Raw genomic sequence first — 24,120 nt, 5'->3', positions numbered from 1 at the left:
GAAATTCCGTAGTTTTATCTTCTTAAATACGCCACAGAAATGATTATAGATTTACGAAGCGATACAGTTACTAAGCCGTCAAAAGAAATGTTAGAAGCCATGATGTCTGCTGAGGTTGGAGACGATGTTTTTAGAGAAGACCCAACGGTTAATGCATTAGAAGAACGCTTAGCTAAAATGTTTGGTAAGGAAAAGGCATTGTTTTTTCCTTCTGGTAGTATGGCAAATCAAATCGCTATAAAATTGCATACCCATCCTGGTGAACAAGTAATCTGTGATAAATATGCACATATCTATAACTATGAAGTTGGTGGAGTCGCTTTTCATAGTGGTGCATCTTGTAAATTAATAGATGGAGATAGAGGGATGTTTACGGCAGCACAAGTTGAAGAAGCCATTAATCCTTCTGAATATTATTATAGCCAGTCTAGCTTAGTTGAAGTTGAAAATACAACCAATAAAGGAGGTGGAGCATGTTGGGATTTTAAAGAAATTGAAAATATAAAACAAGTCTGTAAAAGCAATAACTTAGGTTTTCACTTAGATGGAGCACGTCTTTGGAATGCTATGGTTGCTAAAAATGAATCTACATTACAATACGGAAATACGTTCGATACTATTTCGGTGTGTTTAAGTAAAGGTTTAGGGTGTCCTGTAGGTTCTGTTTTAATAGGTGATGAAGCTATTATGAAACAATCATTAAGTTTAAGAAAACTCTTTGGTGGTAATATGAGACAAGTTGGTTATTTGACTGCAGCTGGTTTGTTTGCTTTAGATCATAATATAGATCGTCTTGCTGACGACCATAAAAAAGCTAAAGAAATAGGCGAGGTGCTTTCAACGTTATCTAAAATTAAAAAAGTAGAACCTATTGAGACCAATATTGTCATTTTTGAATTGAATGATAACGTGGATGAAGCGGAATTTCTAAATAAATTAAAAGAAAAGAATATCCATATTATAGGAATGGGAAGCCATAAATTACGCATGGTCACGCATTTAGATTATACAAACCAAATGCATGACAAGCTTTTATCTGAATTGAAATCTATTTAAACATGTCCATGCCAGGAATACTTGGCATACCTTCTTTAGCAACAGCAGCAACTTCTGTTTCGTGCACGTTAGTTGCTTTTTCTATGGCTTTGTTTAATGTTAAAATAAGATAATCTTCTAACATGTCTTTGTCTTGAAGTAAATCGTCTGCTATGTCAATAGATTTAATAGTTCTATTCGCCGTAATGGTTACTTTTAGTTTATTATCATTACTAGTTTCATCAATTAAAACGGTGTGTAAACGTTCTTTTGTTGCTTCAACTTTCTTTTGAGCTTCTTTTATTTTGCCCATCATTCCCATCATATCTCCAAACATAATTGTGTCTTTTAAAATTATAAGGTGCAAAATTACTAAATTGCGACACTTTTTCGACTAAAATTTCCTTAAACAAATGCAAAAGAATTCAGAAATAAATCCACCAATTGCCAAAAAGATACCACATCAATTAGAAAAGCATGGAGACGTGCGTGTTGATAATTATTTTTGGATGAAAGACAGAGAGCATCCAGAGGTAATTGATTACCTCAATGCAGAAAATGATTATTGTGATGCTGAAATGGCACATACAAAAGACTTTCAGAAAGATTTATTTGAAGAAATGAAAGCCAGAATTAAGGAAGACGATTCATCAGTACCTTATAAATATAATGGCTATTGGTATATTACTAAATTCGAAAAAGGCAAAGATTATCCTATTTATACACGTAAAAAAGATAGTCTAGATAATCTTGAAGAATTGTTATTTGACTGTAATAAAATGGCTGAAGGTTACAGTTATTTTAAGTTGGCTGGTATTAGTATTAGTCCAGATAATAAATTGGTTTCTTATGGCATTGACACTACTGGTAGACGAAATTATAATATTCATGTAAAAGAAATAGAAACAGATAAAGTTACTGCTGACAGAATTGAAAGTACTACAGGTTCTTCGAGTTGGGCAAATGATAACAAAACGTTGTTCTATACTAAAAAGGATGAAGTTACCCTTAGAGCTTTTCAAATATATAAACATCGTTTAGGTGACCAATCTGAAGATGAACTTGTGTTTCAAGAAGGTGACGATACGTTTGGAGTTGCTGTTTATAAATCAAAATCTAGAAAATACTTAATCATTGCATGTTATAGCACATTAACAAATGAATATCATATTCTAGATGCAGATAATCCTGAAGGAAAATTTAAAGTGTTTCAGCCAAGAATTAGAGGTTTAGAATATAGTATTTCGCATTATGAGAATCACTTTTATATTTTAACAAATAAAGATAAGGCAACCAATTTTAAATTGATGAAGACTTTAGAAACAGATACTAAGGTTGAGAATTGGAAGGAAGTTATAGCACACAGAAAAGATGTGCTCATTGAAGGCATTGATATTTTTAAAGAATACTTAGTTATAAGTGAACGTAAAAATGGTTTAAATGAAATAAGAATTAAACGTTGGGATGGTAGCGAAGATTACTATTTGCCGTTTGATAATGAAACTTATACCGCATATACAGGAACCAATGTAGAATTTGATACTGAAATATTACGTTATGGATATAATTCAATGACAACGCCTTCATCTGTAATTGAATTTAATATGCGCACTAAAACCAAGACTGTATTGAAAGAGCAGGAAGTTTTAGATGAGAATTTTAATAAGGATAATTACATATCTGAGCGAATTTGGGCAACAGCAGATGATGGTGCAAAAATCCCAATGTCTGTTATCTATAAAAAAGGCATAAAAAAAGACGGAACAAATCCATTATTACAATATGCTTACGGAAGTTACGGGTCTACAGTAGATCCTTATTTCTCTACAATAAGGTTAAGTTTATTAGATCGTGGATTTATATATGTTATTACGCATATTCGTGGAGGGGAATATTTGGGACGTAATTGGTATGAACATGGAAAGTTGTTAAATAAGAAAAATACATTTTCAGATTTTATTGCTTGTTCAATTCATCTTATAAAAGAAAGATATACGTCTTCTAAGCATTTGTATGCTATGGGAGGAAGTGCTGGAGGTTTATTAATGGGAGCCATAGTGAATAAAGCACCTGAACTTTATAATGGTATTATTGCAGCTGTACCTTTTGTAGACGTCATTACAACAATGTTAGATGATTCTATTCCTTTAACTACTGGTGAATATGATGAATGGGGAAATCCTAATGATCTTTTGTATTATAATTATATAAAAACATATTCACCTTACGATAATGTTGAAGCCAAAGCTTATCCTAATATGTTAATCACCACTGGACTTCACGATTCTCAAGTACAATATTGGGAGCCTGCCAAATGGGTAGCTAAACTTAGAGACCTAAAAACAGATACTAATAAATTGTATTTAAAAACAAATATGGATGCAGGTCATGGTGGAGCTTCTGGACGTTTTGAAAGCTTAAAAGAAGATGCCGAAGAGTTTGCATTTTTGCTTGATTTAGAAGGAATATCTAACTAATAAAAAAAAATGTTACTTTTGTAAGGTTTTAGGTGTCTAATAATTTTAATAGGTTACTGAAAATTTTCATTTATGAAAGAAAATAAAAATGTATTTGATAATGTACTTCAACTTATAGGAAATACTCCACTTATCAAATTAAATAGAATGACAGCTCGCTTTGATGGTGATTTTTATGCTAAAGTAGAAGCGTTTAATCCAGGTCATTCTTCTAAAGACAGAATTGCATTACATATAATTGAAGAAGCTGAACGTCAAGGCATATTGACGCCTGGTGATACCATAATAGAAACTACTTCTGGTAACACAGGATTTAGTCTCGCTTTAGTAAGTATCATTAAAGGTTATGATTGTATTTTAGCTGTAAGTTCTAAATCTTCTGCTGATAAAATAGACATGTTAAAGTCAATGGGTGCAAAGGTTTATGTTTGTCCTGCACACGTTAAGGCAGACGATCCACGTTCTTATTATGAAGTTGCAAAACGTTTACACGAAGAAAATAAAGGATCTATTTACATCAATCAATATTTTAATCAGTTAAATATTGATGCACATTACAACTCTACTGGTCCAGAAATTTGGGATCAGACAGAAGGTGAAATTACACACTTAATTGCTTGTAGTGGTACAGGTGGAACTATTTCTGGAATCTCTAAATATTTAAAAGAGCAAAACCCAAACGTAAAAGTTATTGGTGTTGATGCTTATGGTTCTGTATTAAAGAAATATCATGAAACTCGTGAGTTTGATGATAAAGAAATTTATCCATACAGAATTGAAGGTTTAGGTAAAAACTTAATTCCTACTGCTACGGATTTTGATTTAATAGATAAGTTTGTAAAGGTTACAGATGAAGAAAGTGCACATACTGCAAGAGAAATTTCCAATACAGAAGGTCTTTTTGTGGGTTACACAAGTGGAGCAGCAATGCAAGCGATTAAGCAATTACAAGAAGAAGGTGAATTTAAACCAACTGATAAAATTGTAGTTATTTTTCCGGATCATGGATCGCGTTATATGAGCAAAGTTTATAACGATAAATGGATGGAAGATCAAGGATTTTTTGATAGTAAAAGCGAAGTGCAAGCTACAATAGAATATATAAAGTAAACTAAATTATTAATAATTAAAAATCTATCATGGGAAACTGTGATAGTTTTTTTATGCTTAGCTTTTTGTTTGCCGCTTTTTTTATAATAAAAAATAGGTAAGATGATATGAAAAACAAATATCAAAACTAAATATGTCTATAAAACATAAGTTAAGGATAAGAGGCAATAAATACATTACATAAATTTTTTTTTAATGTATTTTTATTTAATTCCATTTTGAAAAATATTTTCTAATTGTATCAATAAATTTTATGTAAGCAATTAATGTTTAAAACTTAGTTGATACTTAAATTAAATAAATTATGCATTCATAATATTATTAATTAATTTTGCGAGCACTAACAAGATTAAATTAACTAAATAATTATTGATTGATTACATGTTTTTTTTTACGTAATACAATTGATTAACAGCAAACTTAGCGCATGAAGGATTTATTTGAAAAGATTTATAGAGACAAAGGACCGCTTGGTAAATGGGCAGCGCAAGCAGAAGGGTATTTTGTATTCCCTAAACTTGAAGGTGAGATTTCTAATAGAATGAAGTTTCAAGGAAAAGATGTTATTACTTGGAGTATCAATGATTACTTGGGTTTAGCAAATCATCCAGAAGTAAGAAAAGTAGATGGTGAGGCAGGTGTAAAATATGGTTCAGCATATCCAATGGGTGCACGTATGATGTCTGGTCATACAGATTTACACGAACAATTACAAAATGAATTAGCCGCTTTTGTTAATAAAGAAGCAGCTTACCTTTTAAACTTTGGATATCAAGGTATGGTTTCTACCATTGATGCTTTGGTAGCAAAAGACGATATTATTGTATATGATGTAGACTCTCACGCTTGTATTATTGATGGTGTGCGTTTGCATATGGGTAAACGTTTTACTTATAAGCACAATGATATGGATAGCCTTGAAAAAAACCTTGAGCGTGCTACTAAAATGGCAGAGCAAACTGGTGGAGGAATCTTAGTGATTTCTGAAGGTGTCTTTGGAATGCGAGGAGAACAAGGTCGTTTAAAAGAAATTGTTGCACTTAAGAAAAAATTTAATTTTAGATTTTTTGTAGACGATGCACACGGATTTGGTACGCTAGGAGCAACTGGTGCAGGAACAGGTGAGGAGCAAGGTGTACAAGATGAAATAGATGTTTATTTTGCAACCTTTGCTAAATCTATGGCAAGTACAGGTGCATTTATTGCAGCCGATCAAGAAATTATTGACTACTTAAAATATAATTTACGTTCTCAGATGTTCGCTAAGTCCTTACAAATGCAACTTGTTGTTGGTGCATTAAAACGTTTGGATATGTTACGTACTATGCCAGAGCTTAAGAAAAATCTTTGGACAATAGTTGATGCTTTACAATCTGGTTTAAAAGATCGTGGTTTTGATATTGGTACAACTCAAAGTTGCGTGACTCCAGTGTATTTAAAAGGAAGTATTCCTGAGGCCATGGCTTTAGTAAGAGATTTACGTGAAAATTACGGAATCTTCTGTTCTATAGTTGTTTATCCTGTAATACCTAAAGGTTTAATATTGCTTAGAATGATTCCAACAGCAACACATACTTTAGATGATGTAAAAGAGACATTAGATGCTTTTGATGCTATTAGATCGCGTTTAGAAAACGGAACTTATAAAAGAATGTCTGCAGCTTTAATTGCCGCTATGGGTGAGTAATTATTGTCTTGTAATAAAATAAAAAACGGTCATCTTTAGTTGAGATGACCGTTTTTTTTGTCTTACTTTTTGATATATAAAATTTATAGATCTTTCACAAACGTTTTGCGTCTAGCGTAAATAATAGGATCAAAATGCTTCCATATTTTTTTAATGGCAAAATTATCTTCTAATTCTGGCGTTCGGTAGCACGTTTCGATACCTTTTTCTTTAAAGGTTTCATAATATTCGTTAAAGATCACGGCATGTACACCTTTGTTCTGATATTCAGGATGTATGCCAATTAAATAGAAAATAACTTCTTTACTATTTCGTTTAGCCTTTAAAATATGGGTGAATCCAAACGGAAATAACTTTCCATTTGCTTTTTGTAAAGCTTCAGCAAATCTTGGCATAACTATAGCAAAGCCAATAAGTCTATCATTGTTGTCAACTACAAATTTGATATATTCTGGATTGATAAAACCAATAAATTTCTTTTTAAAATATTCTTTTTGGATATCAGTAATTTCTACAAAAGAAGATAATGAGGCATAACTTTCATTAAACAAATCAAACATACGATCCACGTATGGCATTACCTCTTCGGTTTTAGAAAATTTTAAAGCTTTAAGATTATAACGTTTTTTTATAAGTTCTTGAGCTTTTTTAAAGAATATAGGTTTTACGTTTTCAAAAGGAAAGCTGCTTTCTGCATATTCTTTTTCAATTTTGTAGCCACGTTTTTTATAATGGTCAACATAATAAGAGTGATTATACCAAGTTATCATTGTAGCTAAATGATCGTATCCTTCTGTCATCACACCAACTTTATCTAAGTTAGAAAATCCAACAGGACCTTCTGCATAACTTAAGTTATGTGATCTTCCAATGTCTTCAATGGTATCAAAAAGGGCAGTACTGACAGCAATGTCATCAATAAAATCAAACCAACCAAAACGCATTTTTTTAATGCCTTTTTTGTCTACTTCTAACCAATTAACAATAGCTGCAATTCTTCCAACAATTTCTCCTTCTTTATAAGCTAAGAAAAACCGTGCTTCAGCATCCTTAAAAATAGGATTTTTATCCTTGTTAAATGTTTCTAATTCTTGTTTAATAATAGGTGGTACCCAATACTTGGAATCTTTGTATAATTTAAAAGGAAACTGAACAAATGCTTTTAAATCTTTTTTTGATGTGGCTTCTTTAATTGTAATCATATAGTTAAGCGAGCTCTAAATTAAAAGTCAAAATCATCTGCTTTTTTATCCTTGTTTTCATTCTTTTTCCTTTTGTCTTTTTTTGCTTGTTTTTTGCTTTTGCCTCCTGTGTCATTAGAAGTGCCATTATCAATCTTTTTGTCTTTGTGAAAATCTAATCTGTAAGATGCACCAAATGCAATATTGAAAACAGTTGGTGTATCTTTTGTGTTAAATGCAATATTAGCATCTAATTGAAAATCTTTAGTCCAAAGATAAGCACCTCCAAATCTAAAAATGTTATCAGCATAAAAATCACTATTAATACCTTGTGCTTCTCCAAATACTACCCATTGTGGAGTAAAGGAATGTGTTAAGGTCAGTATGTATGAGAAATCTGATTGGACAGTGCCAATTCTGTCTTTAATTAAATTCATTACAAATACCCAACCACCATTAAAATTGTTTTGTGTAGCGATCATTACCTTAGGACTAAAACCTGAAACATCAGTTGCTAAGTAAGGATTGTCTTTAGTATCGAAATTAGCGCCAACATATACCGCAACAGCTGGTATTAATGATTTCCAACTAAATCTTCTATTCGCATGGTAACTGTAAATATTGGGTTTTTCTTCTTCTGCATTTTTATAAGGGTCATAAACCAAATATTTAGCTCCTAATGTGAAATTTTTAAAATTAGAGCGTTTGCTTTCGTCAGCTATTAAACCGTTATAATCTGTTTTAGTATCATTCTGATAAATACCATCAAGAGATAATTCTAATTGCTCAAATAGCAAACCATATCTTAAGGCAAAATCAAGTCCAAATCCTGAAACTTCATAATTTCTTAGTGCGTGCTCTTCTTTAACGGTAAAAGCACCTGCTTCAAATTGTGCGACACCAGTACCAACGGAAAAGGCACTTTTTGAAACACCAGGACGATTAGAATTAATAACTTCTGTATATTGAGCGTAGGCAGAACTGAAGCTTAATGAAATGAGTAAAGCAAGCGTTGATTTGAGTATTCGCATTTTATATAGGTTTAATAAGGATTTAAAACCATCCAAGCTAATGAAGATTTGAGCCAAAGATAAATATTTTATACCATTTCTTATTTGAAATTTCAAAAGTGAAGCGATATTATGATTTTTTTAAGGAATTATAACGCATTATAATTGACTATAATTGTATTTTTGAATATTATAATCTTTATTATTTAAGAAGCTTAGTCCATGGGATTACTCAGAACTATTTTAATTATATTGCTTGTTTACTTCGGTTTTAAGATTTTATCACGTCTTTTTGCCCCTTTATTAGTGCGTTTTGTAGCGAAGAAGGCTGAGGAAAAATTTGGCCAACAATTTGGTGGCTTTCAAAACCCTAACCAACAAAGACAAGAACAAAAGCAAAAGGAAGGCGAAACAGTTATTGATAAAATGCCTAACGAAAATAAATCTTCTAACACCAAGGTAGGAGAATATATCGATTATGAAGAAATAGAATAGCTTTATTCCTTAATAATTTAAGCTGAATATGTTTCAGTAACAAGGAAACTCTTAGCGATGTTTCAAAAAAAATAACTACTTTTCAGCATCATTCAACTTAAAGCATTCTCATGTCATTTTCTATAAAACGTTTATTGCCACATGTCCTAATTTTAATTGGATTTGTAGTTGTTTCCTTAGCTTATTTTAGTCCTGTTTTACAAGGTGAAAAAATCAATCAAAGTGATATTATGCACTACATTGGTATGGCTCAGCAACAAAAAGAGTTTGCCAAAGCCACAGGTGAAGAAACTTATTGGACTAACAGTGCGTTTGGAGGAATGCCAACTTATCAGTTAGGTGCAAAATATCCTCACAATTACATTAAAAAACTAGATTTAGCTTTACGCTTTCTACCTAGACCTGCAGATTACTTATTCCTTTATTTTATAGGGTTTTATATTTTACTTCTCTCCTTAAAAGTAGATTTTAAGCTGGCTGCATTAGGTGCATTAGCCTTTGGTTTTTCTACGTATCTCATTATTATTTTAGGTGTTGGTCATAATTCTAAAGCACATGCTATTGCTTATATGCCTTTGGTGTTGGCAGGTATTGTGCTGACATTTAGAAAGAAATATATCCTTGGGTTTTTACTAACTACGATTGCGTTAGGATTGCAGATAGTAGCAAATCACCCACAGATGACGTATTATCTTCTTTTGTTAATATTGGTTTTAGGATTAGCTTATTTGATTGATGCATACAGAAAAAAAGTTTTGCCACATTTCTTTAAATCGGTTGGTTTATTAACCGTTGCAGCAATATTAGCTGTTGGTCTTAATGCAACAGGGATTATGGCAACGCAAGAGTATGTTAAAGAAAGTGCTCGTGGACAAAGTGATTTAACCATAAATCCAGATGGTTCACCAAAAGAGGTGACAAGTGGTTTAGATAGAGATTATATTACGGAATATAGTTATGGCATTTTAGAAACTTTTAATTTATATATCCCAAAGTTTATGGGAGGTGGTAACTACGAAGATGTTGGTAAAGATTCTGAAACTTATAAGGCTTATATTAACTTAGGCGCTTCACCAATTGAAGCGTTAGATGCAGCAAGAAATGCACCGATGTATTGGGGAGATCAACCTATTGTAGAAGCACCAGCTTATGTCGGAGCTGTTGTTATTTTTCTTTTTGTATTAGGTCTATTTTTGGTGAAAGGACGCTTAAAATGGTGGCTTGTTGGTGGTACTATTTTATCACTTTTATTGTCTTATGGAAAGAATTTTGGGTTTCTAACCGATTTTTTTATCGATTATGTCCCTTTTTATAACAAATTTAGAGCAGTCAGTTCAATACAAGTTATACTAGAATTGTGTATTCCGGTTTTAGGGATTTTTGCATTATCTCGTTTGTTTAATGATTTTCAAAAAGATGAAGAAAAACTAAAAGCATTGTTGTATTCTGTTGGCATTACGGCAGGTTTAGCTTTAATCTTTTTACTATTTAAATCAACATTATTTGATTTTGAAGGTTTAAGAGATGATCAATATATTAGTGCTTATGGGCAACCATTTATGGATGCTGTAATCGAAGATCGAAAATCTTTAATGACCACAGACACTTTAAGAACCTTAATATTAGTTTTACTTTCCGCAGGCACGATCTACTTATTTTTAAAGAAGAAATTATCAGAAAATTTAGTCGTTGTCGTTTTTGCAGTGTTAATCCTATTTGATTTGGTGACTGTAGATAAACAATACGTTAATAACGATAATTTTATTTCAGCTATTAAGGTTGATAAACCATACCAACCCAACCAAGCTGATAAAGAAATATTAAAGGATAAAGGGCATTTTAGAGTTATGGATATGTCTACAGATGGACAAAGAATGCCTGCAAAAGCTGCTTATTATCATAATTCTTTAATGGGTTATAGTGCAGCAAAACTAGGACGTGTTAATGAGTTATTAGAATTTCATGTGTATAAAAATAACATGAATGTCCTTAATATGCTTAACACCAAATACATTATTGCAGAAGAGCAAGGGCAAATTTTTCCATACACAAATACTGAGGCTAATGGCAATGCTTGGTTTGTTTCTAAACTAAAGGTTGTTGCCAATGCAAATGAAGAAATTATAGATTTAGATAGTTTGAATACTAAAACGACTGCTGTTTTAGAAAAATTGGTTCAGACTGAAAATAATTTAAAAACAACATATAAAGTCGATTCTATAGCTTCCATTGAGCTAAAGGAATTCAAGCCAAATTATTTAAAATACGAATCGAATAACACAAATGTAGGTTTAGCTGTATTCTCAGAAATCTATTACGCTCAAGGTTGGAATGCTTATATCGATGGTGTATTAACTCCACACTTTAGAGTAAACTATGTGCTCAGAGCATTAGAATTACCTAAAGGAAAGCACACTATAGAATTTAAATTTGAACCACAAGTTGTAAAAACAGGAAGTAATGTGGCTTTAGCAAGTTCGGCTATTTTTGGACTTTTGCTTTTGTTGGGCGTTTTCTATGAATTTAAGCGACGAAAAGCGAAAGCTTAGTTATGAGTTGTAAAACACTAATTATAACCTATTATTGGCCACCAGCTGGAGGTCCAGGCGTGCAACGTTGGTTAAAATTTGTGAAGTACTTACCTGAATTTGGTATTGAACCTATTGTTTATTGTCCTGATAACCCAAACTATCCCATTATTGACCAAAGTTTGGTCAATGAAATCCCTGATAATATCACCATTTTAAAGCAGCCCATTAATGAACCTTATGGTTTAGCGAGTTGGTTTTCTAAAGGGAGCTCTAAAAAAATTAGTTCTGGAGTTATACCTAAAGCTAAAAAACAGTCGCTAATTGAAAAAGCGATGCTTTACGTTAGAGGCAATTATTTTATTCCTGATGCACGTAAAAATTGGGTGCAGCCTTCAGTTTCTTTTTTATCAGATTATATTGAAAAACATAAAATTAAAACCATAATTACTACAGGTCCACCACATAGTTTACATCTTATAGGTTTGCAGTTAAAAGCAAAATTAGGTGTAAGATGGTTAGCAGATTTTAGAGATCCTTGGACAACGATTGGATATCATAAAGATTTAAAACTAACCGATTCTTCAAAAGCAAAACACATCGATTTAGAACAAAAGGTTTTAAATACTGCCGATGAAATTATAGTGACTAGTAATCATACGAAGAATGAATTTCAAACCAAAACCAAACAACCGATTATTGTAATTACAAATGGTTACGATGCACATTCAGTCAGAGTAGAAGGGAAGGATGAAAAATTCACCCTATCTCATATTGGTTCGTTGTTGTCTGAACGTAATCCTGTGGTTTTATGGGAAACGTTATCAGAATTAATTCAGGATGATAAAGCTTTCTCAGAAGCATTCAAATTACAACTTATAGGTGTGGTTAGTGATGATGTGATTGAGTCTATTCATCAAAACGGGTTAAATAATCACGTTGATGTAGTTGGTTATGTAAGTCATAATGAGGCTTTGAAATTTCAAATGCAATCGCAATTATTATTGTTAATTGAAATCGATTCCGAAGACACCAAGGCTATTATTCCGGGAAAAGTGTTTGAATATATTGTTTCTGAAACACCAATTTTGGCCATTGGACCTAAGGATGCTGATGTGGAGCAAATTATTAAATCCACTAATACAGGAACGTATTTTGATTATCAACAAAAGGCCGAATTAAAATTACAAATCTTAAACTATTTTGAAGCTTTTAAAAATAAGACTTTAACCGTAAATGCTATTGGTTTGCAACAATACAGCAGAAAAGTATTGACACAAAAATTAAGTGAAATTATCAAGCAGAGATAATTTTAAAGTTCGTTTTAGAATTTAATAGTTGTATTTTGTTCCACTATGGGAATCGTATTAAAACAGTCATTCAAAAACACATTAACCACGTACTTGGGTTTTGGTATAGGTGCTATTAATACATTGTTTCTTTACACTAATTTCTTAACAGATCAATATTATGGTTTAGTTGCTTTTTTACTTTCTGCAGCTAATATTATGATGCCTTTTATGGCATTTGGAGTACATAATGCAATTGTAAAATATTACTCTACTTTTAAGTCTAAAAATGGCATCAATAGTTTTTTAACGCTAATGTTATTTTTACCATTAGTGTTTATAATTCCTATCTCAATTATTGGTTATTTTGCTTACGATGCTATTGTAGGTTGGCTGTCAAACGAAAATCAAATTGCAGGAAATTACGTTTGGCACATTTTTATTTTGGCAATTTCTATGGCTTATTTCGAAATCTTTTTTGCATGGACAAAAGTGCAAATGCAAACTGTATTTGGAAATATAATGAAAGAGGTGTTTCAAAGAGTCTGTATTATGTTTTTGCTTTTAGCCGTTTATTTAGATTGGCTAACAGTAGACCAATTTATTGTAGCGCTTGTTGGAGTTTATGTTTTAAGAATGGTTATTATGAAATTGTATGCCTTTTCAGTAAGATTTCCTAAGTTAAATTTTCAGAAAACAGAAAATCAATTTTCAATATTACAATATTCTGGTTTAATGATAATTGCAGGTTCGGTTTCAATGTTGATTCTCGATATCGATAAATTTATGATTGGCTTAATTTTACCAGATATTGAACAAGTAGCTTATTATAGTGTTGCTATTTTTATAGCTACAGTAATTGCTGTTCCGCAACGCGCAATGCATCAAATTATGTTGCCACTAACGGCTAAATATCTTAATGATAAGGATACAGCTTCTTTAGAGAACTTATATAAACGCAGTTCATTGACACTTTTGGTGGTAAGTGGGTTTATATTTTTGCTTATTATATTAAATATCAATCAACTTTATGTTGTTCTTCCAGAGAAATTTACAGGAGGATTATTTGTAGTTTTAATTGTAAGTCTAGCGAAGCTTTATGATAATAGTTTAGGAAATAATAATGCCATTTTATTTAATAGTGATTATTATAAAATGGTCTTGTTTTTTGGAGTGTTTCTCGCTATAATGGCAATAGTACTGAATTATATTTTTATTCCTGTTTATGGTATTGAAGGGTCTGCATTTGCCACGTTTTTGGCTGTTTTTATTTATAATACTATCAAAATTATATTTGTAAAACGAAAGTTTAATATGTTACCTTTTACAGAAGGTACCGTAAAGATTGCTTTAACTTTATTAGTATTGTCTTTAGCTTTTTATTTTTGGGAATTCCCTTTTTATCCGATTATTAATATTGCATTAAAATCTGGATTAATTGGGATAGTTTATTTTGTTCTTATTTTTAAGCTGAATATTTCTGAAGATATCTCTGAACAAATAAAAAAGTATCTAAAAATTTAAATACTTAATAAAAAAGAAATTCCCGTAAGGTGCCTTAAGGCATACTTCATACGGGAACTCCTAACCAACCAAAAAAACTTTTTATCCTCTTGTTCGTCTTGATGAGCTAGATCTTGTAGAACTTTGGTTGCTTGTTCTACTTGTATTAGATCTCGCCTTTACAGACGATGATTTACTTTTACTTTTTATTGTACTTCCCTGTCTCGTATTTTGAGATCTTGTTGTATTGCTTGAGCGATTTGTTGTCGTTCTTGGCTTACTAATAGAAGTAGTTCTGTTATTTGACACAGTTTTGTTTGTTCTGGTCACATTATTATTTCTTGTTGTTCTAGTAGGAGTCGTAACTCTTGTGTTAGAACGTGTAGTCACAGCACTTTCGTTTCTTGTTGTTCTCGTTGGAACTGAAGCTCTTGTGTTAGAGCGCGTTGGTGTTGCTTCACTAGTAGATCCACTTCTTGAATTAGATCTCGTTGTGTTTGCACTACGTGTTGTTCTTGTAGAGTTACTTTCACTTAAACGTGTTGATCTTGTTGTTGCAATTCTTGTATTGTTACGTTGCACACGTGTTCTTATACTACGTTCTGTATTGTTTCTTGGTGTTTGAGCATAACTTCTATTTCTAGTAGAAGTACTTCTTCTTATAGCATAACCATTATCACGTCTTCCAATATTATAATGTCTTACATTATTAGTGTATGGTCTGTAATAAATATGTCTTACAGGTACATAATGTTGTCTATATGGATTAACATGAACTACACAAAAGTTAATATGTGGTGCTGCGTAAAACCTGTGCCATGGTCTGTAAACATAAGCTCTGTTGTAATTATTGATGAACCCATCATATCTCCAGAAAGCATTATTTCTGTAATAAACATTTAATCCACCAACTCTATTTATTCTTCCAAAACTATTATAGTTAATGAAGATATTTCCAATTTGGTTTACACGTCCGTAATAGTCGTAATAAATTGGTGTATTTTCAATTTGAATAATAGCACCAAAGCTATCATATTGTACATAAGGGTTGTAATCGTAACCAGAGTTAAAACTTAAACTGAATCCTGGTTTATCAATATTTACACTTACATCTGGACCATAATTTGGTAAGTAAAAGTCAAACTGACCATCTGCAAATACAGAAAACTCAATCCCTTCTTCGGTAAAGATGAAAGAATTACCATAACCTCTCACGTAGTTATTAATTGAAGCGTCTGCTTCTGATGTCGTTGTGTTGGTTGCGAATGCAGTGGTGCTTATAGCGACTAAAGCTGCAAATAAATATAGTATTCTTTTCATAATAATTGGGTTTTAAATTAAACTCACATAGTATAAATCAAACAGCGTGCCAAAAAATGTAAGTGATTGATTTTTAGTTGTGTTGATTGGTTTGTGGTTGTTGCGAATTGTAGTTAATAATAAAAACCCTGAAATGTTTGGGGAAACATTCAGGGATTTTAAAATCCATTAAAAGGTAATTAATGGATTGAAAACATTATTTATATTATTACTTAATTTTCTTTTGCTTTAAGGTTTTTCCATTTCTTCTATAATAATAGTAATCTTCATTATGGTCATCACCTTCCCAATCATTATAGTTATTTGTATCATCAAAATGATCTACAGAACATCCAGATATACCACAAATACCACAACTTTGATTATTATAGTTAACGAAACCCCTTGTGCCAATGACATCTCCATGTCTATTAGTTAGAATTCGTAAACCGCCAACTTGTACAAGCTGTCCATTTCTATAGCTCATATAAACTGATCCAACACGCTTTAATCGTCCTTGTCTATCGTAATTCATAAAGACATTACCAATTCGTCTTACACGTCCTTCACTATCATGTGTTACTAAAACACCTCTGTCTTTAGTATTATTTGTGTTTGGTGCACCGTAAGTTCTATTGGTGTTTCGTCTTGTTCTAGAGTTTGAACGTCTGTAATAATAATTATCAGTATCAGAAACTGTAGAATTTAATTCGGTATTAAAATCGAAACTACCATCGGCAAAGATTAAAAATTCTATACCGCGTTCTACAAACAAAATAGGTTGTGCATAATGATTTCGTGATTTGTTTAAATCTTCCCCATTTAAAACAGCATCTCCTGCTATTGTTGCTTTGGCAGATGTTAATCCTATTAACACCATTGCCATAAAAAGTACTTGTCTTTTCATAATTTATAGGTTTTTAGATTCGCCTTGTCACTAACTCGTTTAGGACTTTTAGGCTTACACTATTGGTTTAATAGTTTTCAATTAATGTGCCAAAAACTTAAAATGCTGATATAGTTAGTTTTATGTGTTGTTTTATTGCTTGGTTGTAATCATTTATTAATTACATTCATATTATTTTTAAGACATATGGTATAATTTTTATTACTTTTAAACCAGACTAACCATCAATAATGAAAGCCAACCAAACTAAATGTAAAAATTGTGAGCATCCTTATAACGAAGTGTTTCAATTTTGTCCGCATTGTGGACAAAAGGCAAACGATGAGTTAACCATAGGTGTTTTATTTTATAATACAATTAGTAATTACTTTTCGTTTGATGCACGTTTCTTTAAAAGCTTTATTCCATTACTATTTAGACCAGGTTATTTAGCTAAAGAGTTTATAAAAGGAAAACGTTTATTGTATCTACATCCTGCTCAAATGTATTTGTTTATCTCAGTGGTGTTCTTCTTTATTTTTTCGTTTAGTGTTAGAGAGCAAGTTGATGATCTAAATAATAACTTTCAAGAGATTTTTGATAAAGACAGTACTATTGTTTTAGACTCTATTCAAACCATAAAAAGAGACTCTATAAGACACATCAAAGATTCTATAGCTAGAAAAGAAATTGAAAGTGCACTTAGGAATAATAAATTTATTACTGGTATGAGTGATAAAGAAATTGATTCTATTGTTAAATTAGATAAGTTGCCTAAAAAGAATGTTATTTCTTTTGATTTTGATGAGTCAGAAGTTGATTCTTTACTTAGTATTAATGCTACCGATAAAGAAATTTACAAATCAATGGGATTAGAGGAAGATGATGGTTGGTTAATGCGAAAACTATATGCTCAGATGCTTAAATTTTACAAAGCTAAAGATGCAGGTAACATTATCAGTACGTTTTATGATACCGTGCCTATAGCCTTGTTTTTTGTACTGCCAATTTTCGCTTTAATTCTTAAACTATTCTATTACAAAAAAGGGCCATATGCATATCATTTGGTATTTAGTTTTTACTATTTTTCATTTGTTTTTACGGTTTTGACTATAATATTTGGAGTTAACTTAATTTATGAAATTTCAAATTGGATAGATTTCTTAATCGCATTATCCTGTTTCATATATCTATTTATAGCCATAAAACGCTTTTATAATCAAGGATGGTTTTTGAGTTTTATTAAAACTACTTTAACTACAATGGTATTCTTTCCTTTTGTATTTATTGCTGTTGTAAGTATCCTCGTATTTTCTTTTATGAATTACTAGGCATTTACTGAACCAGCATGCCAAATAGGTATATTTAAAAAGTTACTCAATATTTCGGCATCACTAATAATAGATTTTAAGTTGCCGTGATCTACCACATTTTTTCGGGATCCATCTTTAAGCACTAGGTTGAGTTCAAAACTTTTATAAGAACCTTTATCATTTTTTATATGTTCTCCGATGAGTTGAATTGCAATAATAGATTTTAAGGGGATTTGAGATTTTGATGCGCTCTTATTACTATCGTGTATTTTAAATTTATAAGCTTTATAATAATAGCCTATTTGTTTATCAAAAACACGTGGCATGTAAAACATATAATACATAAAACCACCTGCAGTTGCAAAAATTAACCCGAATATGAGTAAAAACCATTCCACTTCTGCAAAATTGAAATTATTCTTAAATAACGGATAAATACTAAAAAAGAGCACTCCTAATCCAATAGCTAAAAATATGAAACCAAAAATAGCAGCACCAATTGAAGGCTTATAAATTAATTTTGAACGCGATGCTTCAATAAGTACATTAGTTTTAAAACTGGCACCTCCACTACTTAAAGGAGACGTATCAACTTTATATTTTAAATTATCGAGGTTATAATTAAGCTTATTTTCTTTAGCCTCAATAACTTCGTTATGAAAACCATGAGGTAAGTCCATACTATAATTTTTCTTGAAGATATTTTCCTGTAACCGAATTTTTATTCTTTACAATAGCTTCAGGTGTACCAGAAGCCACTAGTTTTCCTCCGTGTTTTCCGCCTTCTGGACCTAAATCAATAATATAATCAGCACATTTTATTAAATCAATATTATGCTCAATAACGATGATAGAATGACCCTTGGCGATTAATGCCTGAAACGATTTTAATAGTTTCTTAATATCATGAAAATGAAGACCTGTTGTAGGTTCATCAAAAATGAAAAGTGCATTATCACTTTTACTTCCTTTTCCTAAAAATGTCGCCAACTTTATACGCTGTGCTTCACCACCAGAAAGGGTAGAAGAGGATTGGCCTAAAGTAACATAACCTAATCCAACATCTTGCAACGGTTGTAACTTGCCTTGTATTTTTGTTGCTTTATGTGTTGTAAAGAAATCGATAGCATCATCTATGGTTAGATTTAAAATATCATCGATAGATTTACCTTCAAACTTAACTTCTAGAACTTCTTTTTTGAAACGTTTTCCTCCACAAGTTTCACAGGTTAAATGCACATCTGCCATAAATTGCATTTCAATGGTAACTTCACCTTCTCCTTTACAAGTTTCACAACGTCCACCATCTACATTAAAACTAAAATGTTTAGCAGCATAATTTCTGATTTTACTTAACTTTTGAGATGCAAATAAGGCTCGTATATCATCGTAAGCTTTAATATAAGTTACAGGATTAGAACGTGATGAACGACCAATAGGATTCTGATCTACAAATTCTACATGCTGAATATTACTGTGGTTACCTTTAATTTCAGAAACCTGACCAATTTTATCACTGAAACCAGTTAATTTCTTTTGTATCGCAGGAAAAAGAATCTTTTTAACTAATGTACTTTTTCCACTCCCTGAAACTCCAGTGATAACAGTAAGCATTTCTAGCGGAAACGTCACATCTATATTTTGCAGGTTATTTTCTCTAGCACCAATAACTTCAACACTATACTTTGAAGTTCTTCGCTTTTTAGGGACTTCAATTTCTAGTTGTCCATTGAGGTATTTTGCAGTTAAACTATCAGATTTTAAAATGGCATTGAAATCACCAACGGCAACTACTTCACCTCCAAAAGTTCCTGCTTCTGGACCTATATCTATAATAGAATCAGCCGCTTTCATTATGTCTTCATCGTGTTCAACTACAATAACTGTGTTTCCTAAGTCACGTAGCGATTTTAAAACCTCAATTAAACGTTCGGTATCTTTGGGATGTAAGCCAATACTAGGTTCATCTAAAATATACATAGAACCAACAAGGCTACTACCTAAAGATGTTGCTAAATTAATACGTTGACTTTCACCTCCAGAAAGCGTGTTAGATTTTCGGTTAAGCGTTAAATAATTTAAACCAACATTAGATAAAAAACCTAGTCGTGTGTTGATTTCTGTTAAAAGACGTTTAGCGATTTTAGCATTACTCTCGCTTAACTTTAATTTTTCAAAAAACACGGTTAATTCATCTATTGGTAAATCAACTAAATCTGTAATGGTTGCCTTATTAATTTTTACATAACTGGCTTCTACACGCAAGCGTTTGCCATTACAAACGTTACATTTTGTTTTACCACGATACCGCGATAACATTACACGATTTTGAATTTTATATGCTTTAGATTCTAGCTCAGCAAAGAAATCATTTAAGCCTTCAAAGTATTTATTACCCTTCCAAATAATTGCTTTTTGAGCTTCACTTAATTGAAAATAAGGTTTGTGTATAGGAAAATCGAAATGATGTGAGTTATTTACTAATTGGTCTTTGTACCAACTCATGGTGTCTCCTTTCCAAGGAAAAATAGCGTTTTCATAAACTGATAATGCGGTATTAGGAATCACTAAATCATTATCAATACCTATGACATCACCATAACCTTCACATTTTGGGCATGCTCCATAAGGATTATTAAAGCTGAATAAATGGGCATTTGGTTCTAAAAAAGACATGCCATCTAATTCAAATTTATTGTTGAAAAGTGTTTGTTTTTGATCTGTAAGTGATTCTATAATACACGTGCCAACACCTTCGTAAAACGCAGTTCCAACGGCATCTGCTAATCGATTTAAAAAATCTTCATCATTTTTAAATACAATTCTATCAACAACTAAGAATAGATTTTTATCAGATTTAATATTTTGTTTTAAGGCGTCATCAATTCTAACAACGTCCTCTTTTATTTTGATACGAGCATAGCCTTGTTGTTGTAATGTTTGAAGCTTATTTTCAATAGTTCGTCCTTCTTCTAATATAATTGGAGCTAATAGTAATAATTTGGTGCCTTCTTCAAATTTTGAAATAAAATTAATCACATCAGTAACGGTGTGTTTTTTTACTTCTTCTCCAGAAATAGGCGAATAGGTTTGTCCAATTCTAGCAAATAATAATTTTAAATAATCGTAAATTTCTGTTGTAGTACCAACTGTAGAACGTGGATTTGTAGAATTTACTTTTTGCTCAATAGCAATAGCAGGTGCAATTCCTTTAATGTAATCTACTTTCGGTTTGTTTAAACGACCTAAAAATTGACGTGCGTAACTACTTAAGCTTTCTACATAACGTCTTTGACCTTCAGCGTATAAGGTATCGAAAGCTAAACTAGATTTACCAGAACCTGATAAACCAGTGATAACCACTAATTTATTTCTAGGAATAACCACATCGATATTTTTTAAATTGTGCAATTTGGCACCTTTTATAATGATGTTTTCCTTTGGGCTAACGTCTAAAACAGTAGTATTCATAGGTTTTTTCGATATATAGTTTGCAAAGATAGTGTATCTATTTCATCTATTAAAGCAACATTTTATCCGACAAAATGTTAAATTTTAGTATTATTTTTTGTTTATTCGGAATGATTGTTGTTATATTTGAAACATATTCATCTAAAAAAATAACTGCGTATAGCATAATATTACTTTAAAAAACAGCTTTTAACCCCAAACTTTAGTAGGTGACTACTAGGCTTTAAAGTAATTATTATGAAAAAAGAACTTATCCAAGACGCAGAGTTGGTCCGTAACTATATTAATGGAAACGAACAAGCCCTTTCGATATTAATAGAAAGGCATAAGCAAAAAATTTACAGTTTTATTTATTCTAAAGTATATGATAGAGATGTTACTGAAGACGTTTTTCAGGACACTTTTATTAAAGTGATTAAAACACTTAAACGAGGAAAATACAATGAAGAGGGTAAATTTTTACCTTGGGTAATGCGTATAGCTCATAATTTGGTAATAGATCATTTTAGAAAAAATAAGCGTATGCCTAAATTTCATAATACAGGTGAGTTTAGCATTTTTTCTGTGCTAAGTGATTCTACTTTAAATGCTGAAAAATTAATAATAAAAGACCAGGTTGAAAATGATGTTAGACGCATTATTGAGGAACTACCAGAAGATCAGAAACAAGTACTTTTGATGCGTATGTATCAAGATATGAGTTTTAAGGAAATCTCTGAGCGTACTGGCGTGAGTATTAATACTGCTTTAGGAAGAATGCGTTATGCACTTATAAATATGCGCAAGGTAATTGAACAAAATAATATTATTTTGACTAATTGATATAATAAAGTAAATTATATTACGTTTTTGCTATATATAAACTCTTAAATAATTAAAATGGCAAAAATTTACTCTAACGCTTCCCCAAGCAAAATGCAAAACCTAAACCCAAAAGATGAAACAATTAGTTTCCTTTTGAATTATTCAAAGGCTTTAAGTGTTATAAATTATAATAAATTGAAGTTTGAAGCACTTCTAAATTAATTTTAAGATTAATCCTGATGTGAAAGCATCAGGATTTTTTTTGAAATTATAAGGAATGGCTATTTAAATATTCATTTTGAAGAAGGTTTAAATAATCTAACACATTTTTTCGCTCTGTATATTTTGATTTTAAACAATTATTATTGTTTTCATCATAAACTGTTATTGCTAAAAACCAATGACCTACGCGTTTAACGTAACCTTGATCAAAAACAGGATCCAACTCATTTACGGCTAATGTTGCATCTACAGCAATACCTAGAAGGTTTAGTTTTTTGTCTGGTATTTCCGCTTCATAATAGGTTATAAAATAGGTTTTATTATCAATTGTTATTGGTACATTAAAACCAACATCTGTATCATTTAATTGAAACTTAGAATTTATATACTTATAAAATTGATTAGCATCTTTTGGGTCTTCAAAAATATAAGCTAATTCTTTAGGAAATTGCCGCTTAAATTTTTTTGCGACTTCAATTCTATATGTAAAATTTGTTGGAGCTTTTCTTAGCGAAATACATGATGTTATTATTAATAAGAATAATAAAACGAACAGCTTTTTCATTGGTTGGTGATTTTCTATAGTTCATCAATTATTATACCAACTAAGCTTTATTTTTTCTTTTTAAAATAATCATCTAAAACTGATTTTCTACCAATCGTTTTAGTAATTATATCTTTCTCTAAATCCCATCCACGCGCAGGTGAATATTGTCTACCGTACCAAATAATTTGAAGGTGAAGGTCATTCCAGAGTTCTTCAGGAAACAGGCGTTTAGCATCTTTTTCTGTTTGTACTACGTTTTTTCCATTGGTTAAATTCCAACGATACATTAAACGATGTATATGTGTATCTACAGGAAATGCAGGAATACCGAATGCTTGCGATAATACTACGGCTGCTGTTTTATGACCAACGGCTGGTAGTTCTTCTAAATCTTCATAGGTTTTTGGGACTTCTCCATTATGTTTATCAATTAATATTTGAGATAATCCATGGATGCCTTTGCTTTTCATAGGCGATAAGCCAACTGGTTTTATGATTTCTCTAATTTCTTCTACGCTCAACTTAATCATGTCATAAGGATTATCTGCACGTTCAAATAACAAAGGAGTGATTTGATTAACACGTACATCTGTACTTTGTGCAGACATTAAAACGGCAATTAATAAGGTATAAGGATCCTTATGGTCTAATGGAATTGGAATTTCAGGATATAATTTATATAATGTATTTATAACGAAATTAACTTTTTCTTGTTTTGTCATTTTGTATTTTTACGATTAGACATAATATACAAATTTACATAATATGACACACTTAAAAGTAGGAGATAAGGCGCCAGATTTTTCGGCATTAGATGAACAGGGTAATACAATTTCTTTGTCGGATTATAAAGGCAAGAAATTAGTTGTTTTCTTTTATCCAAAAGCAAGTACGCCAGGTTGTACTGCAGAGGCATGTAACCTAAATGATAATTATGATCGTTTTAAGGCACAAGGTTATGAGATTTTGGGTGTAAGTGCAGATAGTGCTAAAAGACAATCTAATTTTAAAACTAAATACGGGTTTCAGTATCCTTTATTAGCAGACGAAGATCATTCTGTTATTAAAGCTTTTGGAGTTTGGGGACCAAAGAAATTTATGGGAAAAGAATACGATGGTATACATAGAACCACTTTTGTTATTGATGAAAATGGCGTTTTAGAAGATGTAATTACAAAGGTGAAAACCAAAGCACATACAGATCAGATATTAACTGAATAAGTAATTAAGAGCATAAAAAAAAGCGACCAATTGGTCGCTTTT

20 protein-coding genes are annotated in these 24,120 nt (G+C 31.3%); 11 read left to right on the top strand and 9 right to left on the bottom strand.

Going from position 1 to position 24,120, the window contains the following annotated elements; all coding sequences use genetic code 11:
• Nucleotides 1–39 precede the first annotated feature (39 nt).
• Nucleotides 40–1,056, top strand: a complete 1,017-nt coding sequence (locus ACJJVO_RS07135) for a threonine aldolase family protein (RefSeq protein ID WP_405572210.1) — start codon at nucleotides 40–42, stop codon at nucleotides 1,054–1,056.
• Here the strand turns inward: ACJJVO_RS07135 and ACJJVO_RS07130 are convergent.
• Nucleotides 1,049–1,372, bottom strand: coding sequence for a YbaB/EbfC family nucleoid-associated protein (locus ACJJVO_RS07130; protein ID WP_405572209.1), 324 nt, complete (start codon nucleotides 1,370–1,372; stop codon nucleotides 1,049–1,051). The genes ACJJVO_RS07135 and ACJJVO_RS07130 overlap by 8 nt on opposite strands.
• Before the next feature lie 76 nt (nucleotides 1,373–1,448).
• Here ACJJVO_RS07130 and ACJJVO_RS07125 point away from each other — a divergent pair, with 76 nt between their 5' ends.
• The 3 genes from ACJJVO_RS07125 to ACJJVO_RS07115 all read left to right on the top strand — a co-directional run bounded on the left by ACJJVO_RS07125 (nucleotide 1,449) and on the right by ACJJVO_RS07115 (nucleotide 6,309).
• Nucleotides 1,449–3,512, top strand: a complete 2,064-nt coding sequence (locus tag ACJJVO_RS07125) for a S9 family peptidase (RefSeq protein WP_405572206.1) — start codon at nucleotides 1,449–1,451, stop codon at nucleotides 3,510–3,512.
• Nucleotides 3,513–3,584: 72 nt separating this feature from the next.
• Nucleotides 3,585–4,622 (top strand): PLP-dependent cysteine synthase family protein, encoded by a 1,038-nt coding sequence (locus ACJJVO_RS07120; protein ID WP_405572204.1) that lies wholly within the window; start codon nucleotides 3,585–3,587, stop codon nucleotides 4,620–4,622.
• 427 nt (nucleotides 4,623–5,049) lie between these two features.
• The gene (locus ACJJVO_RS07115) at nucleotides 5,050–6,309 is read left to right on the top strand and encodes an aminotransferase class I/II-fold pyridoxal phosphate-dependent enzyme (protein ID WP_405572202.1); all 1,260 of its coding nucleotides are present in this window, start codon (nucleotides 5,050–5,052) and stop codon (nucleotides 6,307–6,309) included.
• Between the two features lie 83 nt (nucleotides 6,310–6,392).
• On the opposite strand, the gene ACJJVO_RS07110 is transcribed toward ACJJVO_RS07115, so the two are convergent.
• A complete protein-coding gene (locus ACJJVO_RS07110) occupies nucleotides 6,393–7,511 on the bottom strand; it encodes a GTP cyclohydrolase (RefSeq protein ID WP_405572201.1) in 1,119 nt (372 codons plus the stop codon).
• Nucleotides 7,512–7,531: 20 nt separating this feature from the next.
• Nucleotides 7,532–8,521, bottom strand: coding sequence for a transporter (locus ACJJVO_RS07105; RefSeq protein WP_405572200.1), 990 nt, complete (start codon nucleotides 8,519–8,521; stop codon nucleotides 7,532–7,534).
• Nucleotides 8,522–8,722: 201 nt separating this feature from the next.
• Between ACJJVO_RS07105 and ACJJVO_RS07100 the strand changes: the two genes are divergently transcribed.
• From ACJJVO_RS07100 to ACJJVO_RS07085, 4 genes are all read left to right on the top strand, one after another.
• A complete protein-coding gene (locus ACJJVO_RS07100) occupies nucleotides 8,723–8,995 on the top strand; it encodes a DUF4834 family protein (RefSeq protein ID WP_115817582.1) in 273 nt (90 codons plus the stop codon).
• A gap of 110 nt (nucleotides 8,996–9,105) precedes the next feature.
• The gene (locus tag ACJJVO_RS07095; RefSeq protein WP_405572198.1) at nucleotides 9,106–11,544 is read left to right on the top strand and encodes a YfhO family protein; all 2,439 of its coding nucleotides are present in this window, start codon (nucleotides 9,106–9,108) and stop codon (nucleotides 11,542–11,544) included.
• 2 nt (nucleotides 11,545–11,546) lie between these two features.
• Nucleotides 11,547–12,833, top strand: a complete 1,287-nt coding sequence (locus ACJJVO_RS07090; RefSeq protein ID WP_405572195.1) for a glycosyltransferase family 4 protein — start codon at nucleotides 11,547–11,549, stop codon at nucleotides 12,831–12,833.
• Nucleotides 12,834–12,878: 45 nt separating this feature from the next.
• A complete protein-coding gene (locus ACJJVO_RS07085; RefSeq protein WP_405572193.1) occupies nucleotides 12,879–14,336 on the top strand; it encodes a polysaccharide biosynthesis C-terminal domain-containing protein in 1,458 nt (485 codons plus the stop codon).
• Between the two features lie 81 nt (nucleotides 14,337–14,417).
• Here ACJJVO_RS07085 and ACJJVO_RS07080 read toward each other — a convergent pair whose 3' ends face one another.
• Together ACJJVO_RS07080 and ACJJVO_RS07075 are read right to left on the bottom strand one after the other, a co-directional pair.
• On the bottom strand, nucleotides 14,418–15,635 hold the full coding sequence (locus ACJJVO_RS07080; protein WP_405572191.1) for a hypothetical protein: 1,218 nt from the start codon (nucleotides 15,633–15,635) through the stop codon (nucleotides 14,418–14,420).
• A 208-nt stretch (nucleotides 15,636–15,843) separates the two neighbouring features.
• The gene (locus ACJJVO_RS07075; RefSeq protein ID WP_405572188.1) at nucleotides 15,844–16,521 is read right to left on the bottom strand and encodes a hypothetical protein; all 678 of its coding nucleotides are present in this window, start codon (nucleotides 16,519–16,521) and stop codon (nucleotides 15,844–15,846) included.
• Between the two features lie 230 nt (nucleotides 16,522–16,751).
• Between ACJJVO_RS07075 and ACJJVO_RS07070 the strand changes: the two genes are divergently transcribed.
• A complete protein-coding gene (locus tag ACJJVO_RS07070; RefSeq protein ID WP_405572186.1) occupies nucleotides 16,752–17,831 on the top strand; it encodes a DUF3667 domain-containing protein in 1,080 nt (359 codons plus the stop codon).
• Here the strand turns inward: ACJJVO_RS07070 and ACJJVO_RS07065 are convergent.
• Complete coding sequence (locus tag ACJJVO_RS07065; RefSeq protein ID WP_405572184.1) at nucleotides 17,828–18,493, bottom strand: hypothetical protein; 666 nt, start codon at nucleotides 18,491–18,493, stop codon at nucleotides 17,828–17,830. The two genes, ACJJVO_RS07070 and ACJJVO_RS07065, sit on opposite strands and share 4 nt — an antisense overlap.
• 1 nt (nucleotide 18,494) lies before the next feature.
• On the bottom strand, nucleotides 18,495–21,284 hold the full coding sequence (gene uvrA, locus ACJJVO_RS07060; protein WP_405572182.1) for an excinuclease ABC subunit UvrA: 2,790 nt from the start codon (nucleotides 21,282–21,284) through the stop codon (nucleotides 18,495–18,497).
• A 237-nt stretch (nucleotides 21,285–21,521) separates the two neighbouring features.
• Here uvrA and ACJJVO_RS07055 point away from each other — a divergent pair, with 237 nt between their 5' ends.
• The gene (locus ACJJVO_RS07055) at nucleotides 21,522–22,106 is read left to right on the top strand and encodes an RNA polymerase sigma factor (protein WP_405572179.1); all 585 of its coding nucleotides are present in this window, start codon (nucleotides 21,522–21,524) and stop codon (nucleotides 22,104–22,106) included.
• 250 nt (nucleotides 22,107–22,356) lie between these two features.
• On the opposite strand, the gene ACJJVO_RS07050 is transcribed toward ACJJVO_RS07055, so the two are convergent.
• Both ACJJVO_RS07050 and nth read right to left on the bottom strand, forming a co-directional pair.
• The gene (locus tag ACJJVO_RS07050) at nucleotides 22,357–22,875 is read right to left on the bottom strand and encodes a hypothetical protein (protein ID WP_405572177.1); all 519 of its coding nucleotides are present in this window, start codon (nucleotides 22,873–22,875) and stop codon (nucleotides 22,357–22,359) included.
• A gap of 47 nt (nucleotides 22,876–22,922) precedes the next feature.
• Nucleotides 22,923–23,579 carry an endonuclease III domain-containing protein gene (gene nth, locus ACJJVO_RS07045; protein ID WP_405572175.1) on the bottom strand — a complete coding sequence of 219 codons (657 nt, stop codon included), beginning with the start codon at nucleotides 23,577–23,579 and terminating at the stop codon, nucleotides 22,923–22,925.
• A gap of 43 nt (nucleotides 23,580–23,622) precedes the next feature.
• Here nth and bcp point away from each other — a divergent pair, with 43 nt between their 5' ends.
• On the top strand, nucleotides 23,623–24,078 hold the full coding sequence (gene bcp / locus ACJJVO_RS07040) for a thioredoxin-dependent thiol peroxidase (protein WP_405572173.1): 456 nt from the start codon (nucleotides 23,623–23,625) through the stop codon (nucleotides 24,076–24,078).
• Nucleotides 24,079–24,120 lie beyond the last annotated feature (42 nt).

This window comes from Winogradskyella sp. Asnod2-B02-A (assembly GCF_045063645.1).
GTDB lineage: Bacteria > Bacteroidota > Bacteroidia > Flavobacteriales > Flavobacteriaceae > Winogradskyella.
The sequence above is the reverse complement of the archived record's forward strand: the minus strand, read 5'-3'. Positions and strand labels throughout refer to the sequence as shown.